The organism is Rickettsiella endosymbiont of Dermanyssus gallinae, assembly GCF_019285595.1.
Classification (GTDB): domain Bacteria; phylum Pseudomonadota; class Gammaproteobacteria; order Diplorickettsiales; family Diplorickettsiaceae; genus Rickettsiella_B.
The window spans coordinates 41,970-59,070 of record NZ_CP079094.1; the positions used below are offsets into that span (position 1 = coordinate 41,970).

At 39.4% G+C, this 17,101-nt stretch carries 14 protein-coding genes; 8 read left to right on the forward strand and 6 right to left on the reverse strand.

All coding sequences use genetic code 11. The features are described 5' to 3' along the window. The first annotated feature begins 10 nt into the window (after positions 1-10). The 8 genes from KX723_RS00220 to KX723_RS00255 all read left to right on the forward strand — a co-directional run bounded on the left by KX723_RS00220 (position 11) and on the right by KX723_RS00255 (position 12,545). On the forward strand, positions 11-2,665 hold the full coding sequence (locus KX723_RS00220; protein WP_218814145.1) for a hypothetical protein: 2,655 nt from the start codon (positions 11-13) through the stop codon (positions 2,663-2,665). Continuing rightward, complete coding sequence (locus KX723_RS00225) at positions 2,646-6,671, forward strand: replication-relaxation family protein (protein WP_218814146.1); 4,026 nt, start codon at positions 2,646-2,648, stop codon at positions 6,669-6,671. The genes KX723_RS00220 and KX723_RS00225 overlap by 20 nt, the downstream gene beginning before the upstream one ends. Before the next feature lie 22 nt (positions 6,672-6,693). Beyond that, positions 6,694-7,491 carry a phage tail fiber domain-containing protein gene (locus KX723_RS00230; RefSeq protein ID WP_218814147.1) on the forward strand — a complete coding sequence of 266 codons (798 nt, stop codon included), beginning with the start codon at positions 6,694-6,696 and terminating at the stop codon, positions 7,489-7,491. Beyond that, complete coding sequence (locus KX723_RS00235; RefSeq protein ID WP_218814148.1) at positions 7,488-7,724, forward strand: hypothetical protein; 237 nt, start codon at positions 7,488-7,490, stop codon at positions 7,722-7,724. The genes KX723_RS00230 and KX723_RS00235 overlap by 4 nt, the downstream gene beginning before the upstream one ends. Positions 7,725-7,738: 14 nt before the next feature. Then, positions 7,739-9,520 carry a phage terminase large subunit gene (gene terL / locus KX723_RS00240; RefSeq protein ID WP_218814149.1) on the forward strand — a complete coding sequence of 594 codons (1,782 nt, stop codon included), beginning with the start codon at positions 7,739-7,741 and terminating at the stop codon, positions 9,518-9,520. Positions 9,521-9,530: 10 nt separating this feature from the next. Beyond that, on the forward strand, positions 9,531-10,346 hold the full coding sequence (locus KX723_RS00245; protein WP_218814150.1) for a tail fiber protein: 816 nt from the start codon (positions 9,531-9,533) through the stop codon (positions 10,344-10,346). 131 nt (positions 10,347-10,477) lie between these two features. Next, positions 10,478-12,100 (forward strand): hypothetical protein, encoded by a 1,623-nt coding sequence (locus KX723_RS00250; RefSeq protein ID WP_218814151.1) that lies wholly within the window; start codon positions 10,478-10,480, stop codon positions 12,098-12,100. A 46-nt stretch (positions 12,101-12,146) separates the two neighbouring features. Further along, positions 12,147-12,545 (forward strand): single-stranded DNA-binding protein, encoded by a 399-nt coding sequence (locus KX723_RS00255; RefSeq protein WP_218814152.1) that lies wholly within the window; start codon positions 12,147-12,149, stop codon positions 12,543-12,545. Here KX723_RS00255 and KX723_RS00260 read toward each other — a convergent pair. The 6 genes from KX723_RS00260 to KX723_RS00285 form a co-directional block, all read right to left on the reverse strand. Next, on the reverse strand, positions 12,542-12,892 hold the full coding sequence (locus KX723_RS00260) for a hypothetical protein (RefSeq protein ID WP_218814153.1): 351 nt from the start codon (positions 12,890-12,892) through the stop codon (positions 12,542-12,544). The two genes, KX723_RS00255 and KX723_RS00260, sit on opposite strands and share 4 nt — an antisense overlap. 135 nt (positions 12,893-13,027) lie before the next feature. Then, a complete protein-coding gene (locus KX723_RS00265; protein ID WP_218814154.1) occupies positions 13,028-13,201 on the reverse strand; it encodes a hypothetical protein in 174 nt (57 codons plus the stop codon). Further along, complete coding sequence (locus KX723_RS00270; protein WP_218814155.1) at positions 13,194-13,652, reverse strand: hypothetical protein; 459 nt, start codon at positions 13,650-13,652, stop codon at positions 13,194-13,196. The genes KX723_RS00265 and KX723_RS00270 overlap by 8 nt, the downstream gene beginning before the upstream one ends. Next, complete coding sequence (locus tag KX723_RS00275) at positions 13,645-15,498, reverse strand: AAA family ATPase (protein WP_218814156.1); 1,854 nt, start codon at positions 15,496-15,498, stop codon at positions 13,645-13,647. The genes KX723_RS00270 and KX723_RS00275 overlap by 8 nt, the downstream gene beginning before the upstream one ends. Then, positions 15,498-15,980 (reverse strand): hypothetical protein, encoded by a 483-nt coding sequence (locus KX723_RS00280; RefSeq protein ID WP_218814157.1) that lies wholly within the window; start codon positions 15,978-15,980, stop codon positions 15,498-15,500. The genes KX723_RS00275 and KX723_RS00280 overlap by 1 nt, the downstream gene beginning before the upstream one ends. Positions 15,981-15,997: 17 nt before the next feature. Beyond that, positions 15,998-16,885, reverse strand: a complete 888-nt coding sequence (locus tag KX723_RS00285; RefSeq protein WP_218814158.1) for a transcriptional regulator — start codon at positions 16,883-16,885, stop codon at positions 15,998-16,000. Positions 16,886-17,101: the final 216 nt, after the last annotated feature.

Here is a 17,101-nt window from a genome sequence, read left to right on the forward strand (position 1 = left end):
ATAAAGTGAAATGCCTTTAAATCCATTACAAGAAACCCAATCAGCTAACTTCTTAACTGGCGTTGCGTCGCCGCAGTTTAAGACGCCGGAAGTCTACTCTAGCCCTTCAGCAGCAGAGTCTTTTCTACAAGGGATATTGCCAATGCTGCCTGGTGTTATGCAGAGCATCGATCAACAGGCCATCGCAAAGGGTGCTGTGGATGCTAACGCGAATCCTCAGGATAATATAGAAGATCGCGCCAAGACACAGCGTTGGTGGATACGAGATTCCTATAAACAAGGGTATGCAAATACAGCCCTACAACATCAGATCAATCAATACCAAAATAGCTTAGCTGAATTAGCCCAGCAGGGTGCTTATTCGGGTTATTCCGATACGGAGTACTACACAAAGCGACAAGAATTGCATAGTAAATTATTAGAAAGCGTAGCCGGATATAAACAGTATGTAGGCAAGGATTTCGAGAATAATCTAGCTAAAAGTTTAGAATCAAGTAATACCGCAGGGTTTAAAGCGTTTGAGAAAGCCCGGTTTGGTGTAGCCCAACAGCGGAGCATTGAGAGTGCCTATGATAGTTTTAACCGTGTGATTATAAACCAACAAGGCATCGATGCGGTTACACCAGGTTCGAGCTTTAAGCAGTTCATGCATTCGGTTAATAATCTGCAATCAAATGGGGCGATACCGGATAAGGACAAGAAGGAGATTATTAAGAACAGTTTGAAGGCGTATGGCGAAGCGGCTGTTTCCCCACAGCAAGTATCCGACTTTGCTAATTATATCTTACCTAAGTTAGGCGCTGCATATGCGAGTTCGATAACCGCATTACATACCAGTTATAACAAGAAAGTCAGAGAACAGAAGCCACAGGTTTTGATAGCGTCTACAGAGGCAGCTAAACAGATATCTCAGATAGCCGATGTTAATCAGAGACAGGCTAAGCTTACGGCGTTTTCTCAAGTCTTAGCTCAGCATGTCAAGGAAGGTACGCTTACAGCTAATCAATTTCTAAAGTTTATGAAGGATGCAGACCCCGCATCTAACCCTAAAGCTGCCTTAGAGTCACGTATTCAGTCGGGTGCTGTGACAGAGACAGGGATCATACAACAAGCAGGTCAACTTGGATTGTCTCCACAAGAGGTACGAGAGGCGAGCATAAAGCAGCTTAATCCAGACAGCCAAAATATCTCGAGTCTGATTCAGACAGCAAAGCGAGATAATGATCCTGAATCCAGCTTAGCGTGGAAAGGTTTATTAAAGCGCGGTTGGGAGTACGCGGTAGAGGACTTGGGAAGCCAGATAGAGTCGGGGAAGATTAGCAGTCGGTTTGCTGACATGCTTAATTTTACGGTGTCACAGTTAAGGGTAGCCGATTCCATCAATTTCCAGGAGATAGCGGATCAGGTTCCTGTGGCATACCGTTCTGCTGTGGAGGCGGTGGCCTTAACGAATACGACGGAAGGAAATCTATACCAGAAATTTAAAAACTACCTAGACGATAAGGAATCGCATGCGAATCCAATTCCGGTTCCTGGTATCCATGATATTAATAAGGATGCTAAGCAGATATATGACACGGGTGCTATCAAGGGATTCTTTACGACCTTTGGTTGGACAGGTGCTGACAGAGACTTATCAGACAATGTAATTAAGTCTCAGATGAAGGCTATCTTAAATGAGTTGCAGATACAGTCTCCAGATATGCTCAGAGACTCTCCTAAGAATATCAACAGCATTGTATCCAGTATCTGGCAGCAACGTAATCCGATCTTAAAACTAGAGGAAATCAAGGGGACGAACTGGGTGTTTGACACCCGCATGCTGGGTCACTTTACCAGTCAAGATATGCGAAGACAGATGGATCCTATTAGCCAATCCCGATTAAACAGTATAGACCCTGAGATATGGAAAGAGGGATTACAGGATGCTGTGATTGCCGTGTTGAAGGATAAGCTAGGCGAAAACTTACCCGCCGATATATCTCGTAAGCTGGGAGATGCTGAATTTTATACCGATGGGACTTCTGGATATCACATCAAGTTTGATAAGGCGAACGAAGCGGGACTTCCCTTTCAAGACGTCATTGTCTCCCTTGCAACGATTAATCAGATTGCTAAACAAAAGCAGGAAGCGTACTACACCAAAGCTAAGACGGAAGGCAGGAAAGCCGCTATGCCCGTTGTCTATGCTAAATCGGTAGAAGATGGAATGCAGTTAGAAACAGTACAGGGACAAAGTACAAATACGCAGTTAAATCTAGACCCTGAACTCCGGAATCATATTTTAGCGAACCAGTTACAGCATTCAGATCAACCTAGAGAAGAGATTATAAAAAAGATGGACTTTGATGTATTGCCTAAGGTGACAGCAATGGTCAAAGCATCAAAGCTACCCCCCGAGGCATATAACAAATCGATAGAGCTGTTAGCCTCTGTTTACCTAAGTGATGATCCTAACACTGCAAAAGCACTTATTCCTAAATTGTTGCAAATTGGCAAGAAAACAGGATTAGAGGCATCAGATACTTCAGGATTGAGTCATTATCAACGGAGTGTTCTTACCCAGTTGGACAACATTATGTATATCAGCCGAATGGGCCTCTCCCTAGCAGAAACAGGATTTTTGAGTAGGTTAGGAGTCACTGATGACAGACGTACAACCTAAGCCAGACCTATTCCAGTTTGGTAATAACCCGGTTACTCCGATTGATCCGGCTGTAGCGCAGAAGAAAGCGCCTAACCCCTTATTGAAGACCGTCACAAAGCCAGCGCCGTTGGTACCTAAGTCGGCTCTGGATAACCTCGAAGACAAACAAATAGCCAAGTGGTATGAAAAACGTTACCAAGCGGATCCTGTCTCTCGTCTTGCTTCCGCTATCGAGGGAGCAAAAGAAAGCACGACAGCCAATATCGTAGACTGGCTAATGTCGCCAAACTTTGAGTCAGACGATAACTTTGATAGTGGAGAAGCGGTAAAAGCAAGTCATCAAGGTGGTGCTATTTATAACAAAGAAGAGGCTGGTTATTTATTGAAGAGCAACAGTTTAGAGGAATATGAGTACAAGCAGCAGAAGGTCTTAGATCATCGTGAATCTTTGGAGATTATGGCGGCTAATCCTTGGTCTGCGGCGGCGGGTGCTATCGGAGCAGACTTACCGTTGTTGGTATCTCAGTTATCTCTGGCTGGATATGGACTCGTAGGCAATACGGCCACGGCTTCGTTGGATGTTTTAAATTTGGTTGCAGCGGCTAAGAATAGGATAGGTGGTGCAAATGTAGGAGACTGGGTAGCGGCAGCCATAGGAACAGGCGCCATAGCACCTTATGCTTATCGTACGGGGGTGAATGCTCTCGATATAGCTAAGACTAAATGGGCTAATGGTGAGCCTGTTATACCTAAAGGGGTATTTACAAACGTAAATAGGGGGTATACACAAACGCCCCCTAAAGCAGCGACTCAAGCAAAGGAAGAGTTTAGTAATAACTTTCGCAGTAATTCCGACAGTATGTTTACTACAGCAGAGCTAGCATCTGATACAGCACCTGCTAGATTGATGCCTGATCCTGATATCAGACCCGTTAGAAGTACTCGTATAGATAAAGAAGCCGATGCTATACAGAATGCACAGGTAAGGGATACGAAGCTAAGTAGAGTTTATAATCCTAACCTTGAAAAGGATATACCTTATACAGAACCTACCAAGATAAGAAGCTACGTAGATAACAGCAAGCTAAGTATTACCGATAAACAAGTTGCTCACCAGCTGTTAGACCACCTATTAGAAACTAACCCCCACCTAAAGATAACAGCTAATACTAAGTACAAAGCCCCAGGTAGTTATACTCTGAGGAATAAGCATATTATTATCAAAGCTAAAGACTTAAATAATATGTCTAAAGCAGAAGGCTCAGCATTGATGCATGAGCTGTTACATGCGGGTACCGTACATCAGATAGCAGACTTTAGAGCCGGTAAGCTAACAGGCATCGCTAAGACAGCGGCTGAAGACCTCTTTAAGATGCACAAGAAGCTTAAAGCGCTATACTGGACTGATGTAAAGATTAAACGATTTGGAGAGAAAACAGGGACTAAATATAATAATAAGCTAATGGAGTACGCTTTACAGTCTCCTGAAGAACTAGTCGCTAACCTCTTTACTAAAGGGCATCAGAATAATCCTCTTGTTAAATATTTACATAACACACCGAGTCTGCTTGGTGCTAAAGAGAGTACGCTACGTACACTCACTAGGAAGCTACTCCAGCTACTTCAAGTCAATACAGATACGAATACCGCTTATACTGATTTGATTAACAGCCTGCATGATCTACTGAGTGCTAAGCGTATTCCTAAAGATGAGCTAGCAACCACCGCTTTCTTCATGCCTAATTTAGAATCAGATATGATGAGAGAATCCCGTAAAGCGGTATTATCTAAAGCAGACCCTGATGAGGTAGCGGCTGATCCTTCTAAGTACAGAGCAGATGTTATAAGGCATACCTTCAGAAAAGCTTCTAAACTTAATCCAGACTTGGATTACTACACCCGGGTAGCGAAGTACAATCAAGAGACGACTAATCTGGCTAGCAGTTTATTTGCTGATGCCGCTGATATGACAGGGTCTATGTCAGCGACTGATTATAAAAGGATCATAGAAGGTAAGCTAGTTAATGCAAGTATGCACTTTGAAGAAGCTATCTCGGATGTCTTAAACAAACATTTTGGATTCGGCAAGATACAACAGATGTTTGGTAGAGATAAGCTGATAAAAAAGTATAAAGAAATTAATCAAGCGTTCACCGAGTATATGCATCAAGCTTACGATGCTGATATAGCGGGAAGAGTTATTCCTGAAGTACCTAACGCTGCTATAGCTGATCTTGTTAAAGCTTACAAAGAGTCAAGATGGGCAGAGATAGGGTACAAAGAAGGGAGAGCAGCTGGCTTCCTAAATGATGTTGCACCATCAGAATATTACCTACCTAGAAGGTATAGCACAGATAAGATATCACATCTGATACAACAGGGATTTAGTACGGCTAATATAAAAACGCTGTTACGTCGTAGTATCAAAGACTTAATGCCAGAGGTAGATGCATCTGTATTAGAAGAAGCGAGTCAGATGTGGTTAGACAGACTGACTAAGAACGGTTCAGGTAGGATAGACAACCTTACAACATTCTCGGGCGATAACAGTAAGAAGATAGCCGGGTTTATTGATGCAGGGTTTAATGCTGATTCTGTTATGAAATTCATATCAGAAGCACAGGAAGCGAAGGGATTAAGCAGCAATCTAAAAAACAGAACCGCATTCGATACCAACAAAATACACGATATCGGGGAGGGTAAACGACTAAGACTAGCCGACTTACTTGATACAGATGTAACACGATTGATGCAGCGATATAATGCTATCCAATCAGGTAGATATTCCTTAGCACATGTAGGCTTTAAAAACTTAACGCACTTAAGAGATGAAGTAAATCGTATCCAACATACAGCGGGTGTACCTACTCAGTGGTCTCAGGATATGATCACAGGTATCGATGCTATTCTAGGCTATCTACCTTCTGATAATAACAAGTTATTACAATCCGTATCCAGCTTAGGTAGCCTTATGGCATTAGGCGGCTCTGGATATTACGCAGCAATAGACTTTGGTATAGCAGCATTCAAGTACGGATATACCAAGGTATTCAAAGCGATACTACAAGGTGGTATGTGGAAAGACTTTACTCACCTTATCGAGAACCCACAGTTAAGAGAAGAGCTGAGTACTATTCTTAATGCCGTCCCTAAGGATGATGTTAAGTGGCGATTAATACACAATTACGCGATGGACAACTCTGACTTGAATGTATCAGGTACGTTGTATCGTATGATCCGATCATCTGCTTCGGGTACACATTACCTAAATGGAATGAAGTATGTCTTGAATGGGCAGATCAATCTTAATTCAGGTCTTTTGTATACGTATTTCAATCGTATTTTTAAAGGCGTTGACGTTGTAGGTGAGAAATCGCACGCCGAAGCCATGCGGATTTTAAGAGACTTTGGCATGACAGACGAACTAGCCGCTCGATTAAAGGGAGGATACAGCCCAGAAGGATTATTTGAAGATAGTCTACAGAGGGAACTGAATGGTGTAGGTCTTCGAGCAATGGATTACTTTGTACAGAAAGGACGATTAGGCGAAGCGCCTTACTTTGCAGAGTTCACACCTGTTATGAAACAGCTAATGGGCTGGAATAAATTCGCATTAGTCGCACAGAACAAGCTGTTACGTAACGAGAGTGTCAAGTCAGGTAATCTCGGTATCAGTATGATGCTGCTTTATCAGATGCCGTTTAGTTTGATGTTAACGGCATTGAAAAACAAGGTTTCTGGTGCAGAGGACTATAAGACGACAGCTGGGTTTATATCAGATGCTGCAATGAATACAACGATGTTAGGGGTTATGAGTAGCCTACCTAGATTACTGACAAGACCAGGTGAGATAGGCCAGATAGCACCTATAGGTGCAGCAGGTAGCTGGATAGGTAATCTTATTACAGCCACATTAAATCCTAAAGACAAAGACTTAACCGTAGAAGATTATTTAAAAGCAGCACCCTTACTGCGGATTAATCCGATAGTGCGAGCGGTAGGTAGAGCATTATCGGATGATTGATTAAAGATAAGGAGATATTGAGATGGCATTATCATGGGAATCCTTTAAGAGTGTCGAAGGACAGCAAATCTTACCTGTGAACATAGACTATTTTGAGCAAGAAGATATCAATATAACGATCGACGATATTCCCCTACCTAAAGAAGGTTATATCTTTGAATCGAGGAATACGATTCATCTAAAAACGCCTTTAGAGGCGGATAGAACAGTGTACCTCTATCGAAGCACCGATAATACGAAGATGCGCGTTAACTTTTCACAAGGCGCGCCGTTCTTTCGGGAGCAGTTAGATGAGGCCTATGAACAGTTATTGTTATTAGCTCAAGAAGTTATTGAAGGTGTATCTGTCGCTAACTTCAGAAAGAACTTAGATATGAACCATTTACGTATCTTCAATCTGGCAGACCCGATATTAGATCAAGATGCGACAACGAAGCGCTACGTTGATAAAGCATTAAAAGATATTTATGACCGATTGATGGTACTGATATCAGACAATTTAAGGCAAATACAAAACATCATTAAGTCGATAGGCAAGGCTAATGTTATGCAGTACGAAGAAGTATTAACACTGGCGATAGAAACCGATGTATTTGACTTGAAGGCAACTGATATTAGTACGATGGAATTGCATCTGAATGGTGTATTGCAGATTTTAGGAGAGAGTTATACCTACACCACGGATTCAGAAGGTACGACGGTGTACCTCACGGAGCAAGTTCCTGCAGGTACAGTGATTGATGCAACGACGTATACCTTAAAGCAAGATCAGAAAAAGATATTGGAACATGAAAAGGTATTGGAATTGGATGACGAGTGAGACTCGATAGTCAGAAGCTTTATAAACTTCATAATTTATTTGTGGATTCGTTGCTGTCGCAGCTAGAAGCCAGCACAGCTTCTGGCAAATACTTAAGTTCTGCTGATAAGTCTGTGATTGCTAAGTTTTTAAAGGATAACGAGATCACCGTTTATAAAGTACAACAGACACTCGATTTGGATGATGAACCAAGGAGTCTTGCACAAGCGATAGAGCAGTTCAAAGAATTGTAGGCCATCGTATTAATATGTATACGAACCCATCATTATCCAGAAAAGTCGCTTTTTTAGAGTCTATTGCTGAACCTCTTTCGGGGATATCGTATAGAGCAACAGAGCAGTTATCTCTCTTGAAGGTATGCTTTGAAGACTTTAGGGACTTTGCTTGTTATGGCATGAAATTCTTAGGGTTCAGTCTAACCGACATGCAAGCGGATATAGCACATTATTTACAGACAGGCCCTAAAAAGAAAATGATCTTAGCGCAGAGAGGTGAGGCGAAAAGTACATTAACCGCCTTATATGGGGTGTGGAGTCTGATTATGGAACCGAGGACGCGTGTCTTAATTATCTCGGCAGCGGGAAGACAGGCATCCGAATTAGCTACATTGATAGTTCGGTTAATAGAGCATTGGCCCATTCTTAACTGTATGAAGGCAAACAAATGTCAGGGAGATAGGTCATCGTACTGTTCATACGATATCAACAATGCACTTAAGCCGTTGGATAAATCACCCAGCATTGCCTGTATCGGTATAACGGCATCGCTGCAAGGTAAGCGGGCCGATGTATTGATAGCGGATGATATTGAGTCGACTAAGAATGGCTATAGTCAGACAGAACGAGATAAGTTACTCAATACCAGTAAAGATTTTTCCGGAATATGTACACATGGTCAGATTATTTATTTAGGAACATATCAGACAAGGCAATCGATCTATAAGACGTTACCTAATCGTGGATTTGATATACGGATATGGCCAGGCAGAGTGCCATCCGATAAAGCAATACGGACATATGGCCATACGCTTGCTCCTTATGTACTTGCATTATCACAGCGCTTTAAACAGTCAGGATATGGCGTATCAGGAGATAGGGGCGAATCCGCTGACCCAGAGAGATACACCGAGGATATCTTGCTCGAGAAGGAATTAGACTGGGGGCCAGAAGGATTTGAGTTGCAGTATATGTTGAATGCAGACCTATCGGATGCAAGCAGGGCGAGGATTAAAGTACAGGATATTTTAGTGTTGTCATCGGGTTCCACGACTCAAGCGCCAAGTCAGGTATCTATAACAGGAACGTATCGCTGCCAACAAATAGGAAAAGATTTATCGCAGTGTAGCCCTACGGACAGCGCTATGTTAGTCCCTTACGAACATAAGATCATGGTGATAGACCCGGCGGGTTGTCGAGGTGATGAAGTGAGTTATTGCGTAGGTGGATCAGCCGCCAGTTATATTCATCTCTTTAGTGTGGGGGGATTACAGGGAGGAGTGACGAACGACAATATCGATTGGCTATTAAATCTCGCTTCTCTGCTGGGGGTATCCGATATTGTTATTGAATCAAATATGGGTCATGGAACGGTGCGAAGTTTATTCTTAAACAGGATGAATGAGACAGGTATCGTTATGGGTTGCCGAGACCTATACAACACAGCACAAAAAGAGCGAAGGATTATAGATACATTAAGTCCTGTATTACGTCGGCATAAGTTGATCGTGCATGCGGAGTGTTTGGAGCGAGATAAGCTAGATTGCTTGAAGTATTCGGCAGATAAGCGTTGGCAATACAGCTTATTTACGCAACTCGATCTAATAACCTATGACAAGGGATGTTTAACAAAGGATGACAGAGCAGATGCGGCTGCAATGTTAGTCCAAGAATTGAATAAGCATTTAATTAAAGATTCAGATTCGCTGTTATCTTCGATACATCAAAAGGAAATGGAAGAGTTTGTATTAAACCCCCTAGGCTATGTAAATACGCGAAGCACTGTGCGAAGTCAACGCAGACGCCGATATTAGAGGTGAGTCAATGTTAGTTAAATTAGATTATGTTAATGGCTGTATTCCTTACCTTGGTGATACAAAAGAGGATGTTAATAATCTAAAAAAAGAAGGCCGATATATTGTCGATAGCAATCCTAATTTACCGGATGAAACTTCCGGGTATTTAGATATGCAGAATCAAATCCAGGTATTCACAACCAAAGAAGGTAAGGTATGGGTAAGGGGTTTATCTGATTCCCCCAATTCTCAAGTCACACAGACAAGATGGAATTATTTAGCCAACGGAAGTGATGTACAAGTAGAAATAGATAAATTAAAGACCCAGCTTGATGATGCATTGGATGCAGTCGAAAAGAAATTGGATGTAATCGAAAAGAAAATTAATAGGTTGATACAACCCGGTGATTTCATTTTAACAGGGGCGCATATTACTGAGCGTCCAGGGTTTCTTTTAATGGATGAACGTGAAGTTGGCCGTATTGAGTATGCTGATTTATTTGATGCTATTGGCACTCAATTCGGTGAGGGTGATGGCAGTACAACCTTTAATATTCCTAACTTCTGTCGACGTACCTTAGTCGGTGCAGGTGGGGATGCCTCAGCTATACTCGGCAATATCGTTGGAAGTAGTGGCGGTGAAGAAACACATAAAATGACGATAGATGAGCTCGTTGCACATACCCACACATTTATAGACCATCCAAAAGTGGAAACATTTCAAGGTGGACCTTACGGGGGGTGTGGAAAAGAGAGTCCTGGCAAAACCAACTCTACAGGAGGAAGTACTCCTTTTAACATTATGCAACCTTCTTTAGTGGTAAATGGATTTATTAAAACCTAACTCATGCAGCTTGCTAGTCTACAAGATGATTTTAACAGTTTTTTTTCTCTAAGATTTACAGGCAAACGACGTCTTTTGGGAATAAAAGAAAATTTTGTTCTCACAATACTTTGGAATAAAGAGGTGAATCAATGCTAGTTAAATTAGATTATGTTAATGGTTGTATTCCTTACCTTGGCGATACAAAAGAGGATGTCAATAATCTAAAAAAAGAAGGTCGATATATTGTCGATAGCAATCCTAATTTACCGGAGGAAACTTCCGGGTATTTAGATATGCAGAATCAAATTCAGGTATTTACAACCAAGGAAGGCAAGGTATGGGTAAGGGGGTTATTCGATTCTCCCAGTTCTCAAGTAACACAGACAAGATGGAATTATTTAGCCAATGGAAATGATGTACAAGTAGAGATAGATAAAATAAAGACCGAGCTTAATGAAGCATTAGATGCAATTATTAAGTATCTACATGATTTTTTACCAAAACCAGAGCCTGATGACTTAAGTAATGGATTGCCTGTTTATTATAGGCAAGGTAGTTTATTTATTTATGATGGTGATATAGGCAAAATATTTCCTGCTGCTTATCCCACAGTCCAATTTGGTGAATTACTTTGTGATGGTACGCGTTATTTACGATCAGGTACTGTACACAGAGTGATCCCTAATATACGTCTTGCTAATAGACTTTGGAACGATGAAATAGGTTATTATCAATTTGGAACGGGTACTAGCTTTGTTACCGTTAATTTGAACAGTAATAACCAATTAATTTTAACTACCAATCGTTCGGGAGCAGCAAGAATAAGTACACCTGAAACATCAGGATTTACCGTAGAAGGTGTATTTAAAGGCAATGATTATGGCGTCAATGCCTACCTCAGTTCTGATTATCCTAATCGTGTTTATGTACAGGGTAAAATCGCTGCTGGTGTAACACCCCCAGATGATAAGATCAGTGGCTTTAATATTGTTCCTTTACGGAATGGTGCATTAGTAAAACAGCTTTTTTATATCGAAGGTACGGATGCTAAAAATTTACGTGGTAAGTGGTTTCAATTTTCAAATACAACCAATACCTACGGAGTATGGTTCACTGTCGATGGACAAGGCACCAATCCGGTACCATCTAACCTAACTGCAATAGCAGTATCACTCTTATCGACCCAAACCGCTAGAGACGTAGCTATCTACCTCGCTGAATTCTTAGGAGGACATCAATTAACACGTATTACCTGTGTCGACGCAAGTACAATCAAACCGGGCGATTACTGGATTTTCTCAACAAGTTATGAAAACTTTAACGTTTTCGCTAAAGTAAATGGTCAGGGTAAACCGCCTCCTATTTCCGGTACTAATATCCCTGTTGATTTTATAGGTACTGAGACAATGCCGGAAGTAGCTCAAAAAATTAAAATTGCTATTAATCAATTTTGTTTTGCTGTGCCCGATTTACGAGATGCATTTATTCGTGGTTGGGATAAAGATGGCAGTGTCAAAGTAGATGACCGCTATTTTAATTATGGCCAAGGGTTGATTGGAAATGGTATCGGCTCATTTCAGTTTGATGAAATATTAATCCATAGCCATCCTTCTCTCTACAAGGGTCAATATTTGTATGCCTCGACCTCTCCTTCTGTCGGTAGTGTTGCTGGAAACTATTATAGCGTTAATTTTTCACCTAATACGGGCGATAGAGGCGGAGTTGAATCTCGTTCATCAAATTTTGCGGCTAATTTTGTTATTAAGTGTTAGGGATTTCCATATCGGTAAACAGATTTATTATTTTTAGGACTTTTTTATGGCTCATGGTGTAAATAAAGTAACATTGCTTGGAAATTTAGGTAAAAACCCGAAGATTCACTCAACTGATACAAATAAGCTTATTGTAATACTTTCATTAGCGACGACGGATAGTTATAAGGATAAAGCGGGTACATGGATTAAACAAACGCAATGGCATTATATTACGTTATTTAATCGTTTAGCTAAAATTGCGCGTGATCATCTTAAAAAAGGCGCTAAAGTCTATATCGAAGGTCGTCTTAAAACACAAAAATGGAAAGATAAAGAAGGTAATGAACAGATAACGTTATCCATTATTGCCAATGAATTGCAGATGCTAACAAAAGGCAAGGGTGAACTCGTAACGCCTGAAATGAAATCCCAAGAAGATTTTGATAGTGATATTACTTTTTAATGGGGTTTGATGACATTAAAAACCTTGAGGACAGTATATTTTTCAGAGATAACGTTCTCTTCTTGTATGTCATATTCCATAAGTAAAGAACACTGGAGTTGATAGCCGCCGGAAAATGTTATTTCTCCCGTTTTAACTTCATGTAAAAATAGCTCATCCTGTATTTTTGCTGAAATCAGCTTATTATAAATCAATAGCCAGGGTGAATTATCAATAAAATCGACTTGTTTAATCAGTAAATTAACATTAATAGGTGGTTGTATAACGTGAATGGTATGTAAATCACGTTTAGTGTTGTCATCCTGATTATCAGAATAAAAGGCTTTTTTAGCTAATCGGCTTAACACGAATTTTCTCCTTAAAATAATTCAAAGTAATTTTGCAAAATATCGTAGGTTTCTTCGATGCGATAAGAGACGGCAGGGGCATATCTAACCTCTGCCATTAATTTTAACCAGTGTTTTTGTTAGGTGCTTAAGTGCTCATTCTTCTCGAATAGATTTGTTAGCTTTTAGAAAATGATAGAGACGCTGTTGTTTTTCTGACTCTAGTTTGAAATAAACTTTCTGTTTCTTTTTCTCATATTTTTTCTTTGTCCTATTTTCCCTGAATTGTGCTAGGGAAGGTATTACTCTCTGTAGTAGGTTCTTAAGCATTAGTTGACTCCTTGTTTCTTTCACAGTAGGGGCAATGAGGAACTTCATAGGGACTTTTTTTATCTAACAGAATATGTTTTTGACAAGTTTTACAGAAAGCTGTTTTGTTATAGCCGCCCAGAGAAACAATACGAGACTGAGCTCTGGCGGTAATTTGATAGCTGGAGATGGCAACATCTAAGCCAATCTGATTAATCGCGAAATCAAACATCTCTTCGATTTCTTCACTCGTCCAGTTGTCATGACGGCCCACATTTTCTATCAGTTTCTTTAAGTATTGTTCTTTTTTAAGAAAATCGTACAACCTTGATTGATGTTTAATTAACCATTCTTTTGTTTTATCATTAATCAGATGTGGTGGATTAATAATCAATTTAAATGTTTGTTCAAAAGGAATCACTTGGATAGTGATTCCTTTCTGACGTAACTGAGCAAGAGGATTTTTATTCATCGTATTTACCTCCATCACTGATGGGAATATCGAGATCAATGACAAAGGCGTTGTTTTCTTCTATTTTGGTTAAATTTTGTTTATCTAGTTCATTATGTATACTATTAGATAATAATTTATCCAATTCATCTTGCTCATCATGTTGCTTAACACATCCTATATGAGCAAGATCGTGATCATGATCAAGATCGACAAGATTTGAACAATTTGAGTTAAAATTGTTCTTTTTTGGTTCAGAATAAGGATAATTTGAGGCCGCTTTGTGTAAAAAATTATCTACTCTCCCATCTTGATCAAGTTGCTCATCTTTTTGTGTATGAGCAAGATCGTCAGCATGATCAAGATGGGAAGAATTAATTTCTTTTGGTAATATCCATACCCAATCACCTAAAAAAGATTCTTTTTTATATATAATTCCTAATCGTTCTTTAGCACGCCTTAACGTTATCTGTGAATGTCCCGATTGGTGGGCCAAGGTTTTTATCTTTTTAACACTCATTGAACGATCTTTTAAAAGGTCAGCAAGAAAATCGATAGCTTCTTGTAAAGCACCTCGTTCTTCTGGGTCATCTGATGTTTTCATAAGATTGAGTACATCTTCATTGACCGTTTCTTTTTCCCAAACCACTTTGGAGGTAGCTATCTGACAGTCTTTTAACCAACATGATTGAATAGAAAAAGCAAAGCCATAGTTATCTTCAGAAATATTGTTTTTAGTAGGTAATAAAAAACGACGTTTTTTATCATTGGGATCGGCAATGACAATAAAAGCGGAACGTGCGGCTGCAACAAACGCTAAACTACCCGCTACACGTAATAAGGGTTCTTGACTTGAGTTCTTATTAAGGTGAGAAACGGCCACAATAGCCACGTTATACTTGGTTGCTAATTCACTTAAGGGGGTAAGTAACCCTCTAACCTCTGCATTGTTATAACTGTCAGTTTGACCTAAATACGCGGTAATAGGATCAATCACAATTAAGGCAATATCAGAGAGCTCTTTATCAGAGATCTCTTTTAACAGTTTTTCTAGATTAGGTAAGTCCGTTTTAAGATTGAAGCTACGTTTAATATCCTTTCCTTGTTTTTTATTTTCAATCAGTTTGATGATATAAACTTTGCTTAAATCTGCACCAATTGCTTCTAAACGGGGGCGAATGGTATCTGCCGGATCATCTTCGGCTGAAAGAAAGATTACACCTCCTGGATTACATTTTGTTTGTTCGATTGGCCAAACACCCCCGTTAGAAACAACAGCCGCCATATACGCTGTAATTTGTGATTTGCCTAAACCAGGATTGCCCGCAATGATAGAGACTTTCCCTCGCGCAATTTGATTCGGCCATAGCCAATCAATAGCTTGTGGTTGAATATCTAAAAACTTCTGATATAAAATGCCATGATGTGTTGGTAACGGTGTAAAGATTAATTGGTCTAGTTCTTGATAAGCTTGCTGAACTAAGGCTTTTATATCCCCTTCATTTGCGTGTTTATCGAGATAGTCCAATATCTCTTTAAACTTTCGTCGCTGCGAATGGTTTTTAACAATGGCGGCATGGGAAGCAATATTGGAGATACTATAGGTTTGATTAAATAACTCAAAAACATAGAGTTCGCCGTTGATTTCTTTTAGTTCGGGAATAGTTTTAACTTCATTACTAAGACTTAGATTATCAACACATTCACCTTGTTCTAGTTTTTTTGAAATTATATCGAAGAGAACTTGATGTTCTCTTCGATAAAAGTCTTTAAAGGTTAGTTGTTCTTTGACAATTGGCCATGCACTATTATCAAGTAATAACACCCCCAGCACGGCTTTTTCAGCTTCAGGAGAATAGAAGTTCATTATTTTCTCCTCTTAATAATTTGTTTTTTAATTAATCGGGATAACTCTTGTTCAAGATATTTACGAAATGAGTTTGATAGATGGTCTACACAAAGCAAGCGGAGCACTAAATCAGGATAAAAAGAACACTCCCAAGGGATATCATAAAAAAGTCTTTCTATATGTTTACCTTGATTAGGATTTCGTATAGGAAAATAGATAAGATAATGGGGTAAATAAATCCATTCTCTTAAAGCATCACCAGAAACAAATGCTTTTTCTTCAAGGCTCTCTAAATCACTAATGTCTTCATCTTGAGCATATGCTAAATCATGAATGATGTTATCTAGAGGGCAATAAAAGCATCCTAGCCGATTACTAAAAGGGCTTGTATATAGATAAGCTAAACATAATTTTTCATAGGGATATAAGGCCTGTGTATCATTCCAAAAGTTAAAAGGTAATTTCGATTGGTGGTGACGTATAGGTATATTAAATTGCATAACTATCTCTTAATTGGTTAATAGGGTTTCGATAAAAGGGTGACTTGTTTAGTGGAGGGAAGCTCAGCTAAAGAGGCTGCTTTAGATACAGAAATCTTGTTATGTTTGATTTGATTGATAAGTTTTGGGCAACCAGACTGTAATATCTTCTTTAATTGTCTATAGGTATAATCGCTAGCAAAACCGATTCGTTTAGCAATGAAACTTCTCGTTTTTGCTCCCTTTTCTATTTCACTTGTGGATGAACCATCCACAAGTCCCTTGGTATCAGTGCGTAATCCTTGTCTGTTTCCTATAAATTTTTCTAAACTAATACCAATAGCTGTACGTTCTAATAAGTCAAAAGTTTGGATGAGATCATCAATGTCATACTTTCCATTCAATAAATCAGAAAGAGAAAGACGCCAACCAAATACACTCTTTTTTCCTTGTTTTTTACAAGCATTAATGGCTTCTAATCCATAAATAAGGTAATTATTTTCATCAACACAAATAGGTTTTTGATTGAGAGGGGATAAGTTTTCTTGATCTGGGAAAAGAGGGGGTATATTTAATATAATGATGTTCTTTATTAAAATTTCCCTTGTTATACAAGGTGCCTTACAAATTAAATTATAGTTTTTTACTTTCCAGGGTAATAATTCCTTACAACTTATTTCTCCTTTGGTTAGAAATTCAATTTCTTCAGCCACTTCCTTAGGAATCGCTTTATTACCTGAAAGATATCTATAAATTTTTTCACGGTTTATTTTTATTTTTTTCGCAAGTCCAGTAATACTTCCAAAGAAACGTATCGCTTTTTCAACGCCTATCTCTTGCATAAAAATGCTCCATGATTTTTTAGAGGCGTTAACTATTTTATTGAATAAAAACGTCGGCATGTCGACATTTTGTTCCGGTAACATTTGTTAGGTAATAAAAGGAGATATGAGATGCAACCAAGACTCATTCGCTTACGTGATGCACCAAATTATTTAGGGATGGATCGTCATCGATTTAATGAAGAAGTTAGACCTTACTTAACAGTAGTTCCTATCGGAGAGATAGGAATTGCTTTTGACAGACTTGATTTAGATGCGTGGGTGGACGATTATAAGCAATGTAAGGGTCGTCCTCCATTA

Bases quoted from the DNA above. Each gene is read 5' to 3' on its own strand.
- KX723_RS00245 (WP_218814150.1), top strand. From the start codon at position 9,531: ATGTTAGTTAAATTAGATTATGTTAATGGCTGTATTCCTTACCTTGGT.
- KX723_RS00225 (WP_218814146.1), top strand. From the start codon at position 2,646: ATGACAGACGTACAACCTAAGCCAGACCTATTCCAGTTTGGTAATAAC.
- KX723_RS00285 (WP_218814158.1), bottom strand. From the start codon at position 16,885: ATGTTACCGGAACAAAATGTCGACATGCCGACGTTTTTATTCAATAAA.
- KX723_RS00255 (WP_218814152.1), top strand. From the start codon at position 12,147: ATGGCTCATGGTGTAAATAAAGTAACATTGCTTGGAAATTTAGGTAAA.
- KX723_RS00250 (WP_218814151.1), top strand. From the start codon at position 10,478: ATGCTAGTTAAATTAGATTATGTTAATGGTTGTATTCCTTACCTTGGC.
- KX723_RS00230 (WP_218814147.1), top strand. From the start codon at position 6,694: ATGGCATTATCATGGGAATCCTTTAAGAGTGTCGAAGGACAGCAAATC.
- KX723_RS00280 (WP_218814157.1), bottom strand. From the start codon at position 15,980: ATGCAATTTAATATACCTATACGTCACCACCAATCGAAATTACCTTTT.
- KX723_RS00275 (WP_218814156.1), bottom strand. From the start codon at position 15,498: ATGAACTTCTATTCTCCTGAAGCTGAAAAAGCCGTGCTGGGGGTGTTA.
- KX723_RS00265 (WP_218814154.1), bottom strand. From the start codon at position 13,201: ATGCTTAAGAACCTACTACAGAGAGTAATACCTTCCCTAGCACAATTC.
- KX723_RS00270 (WP_218814155.1), bottom strand. From the start codon at position 13,652: ATGAATAAAAATCCTCTTGCTCAGTTACGTCAGAAAGGAATCACTATC.
- KX723_RS00220 (WP_218814145.1), top strand. From the start codon at position 11: ATGCCTTTAAATCCATTACAAGAAACCCAATCAGCTAACTTCTTAACT.
- terL (WP_218814149.1), top strand. From the start codon at position 7,739: ATGTATACGAACCCATCATTATCCAGAAAAGTCGCTTTTTTAGAGTCT.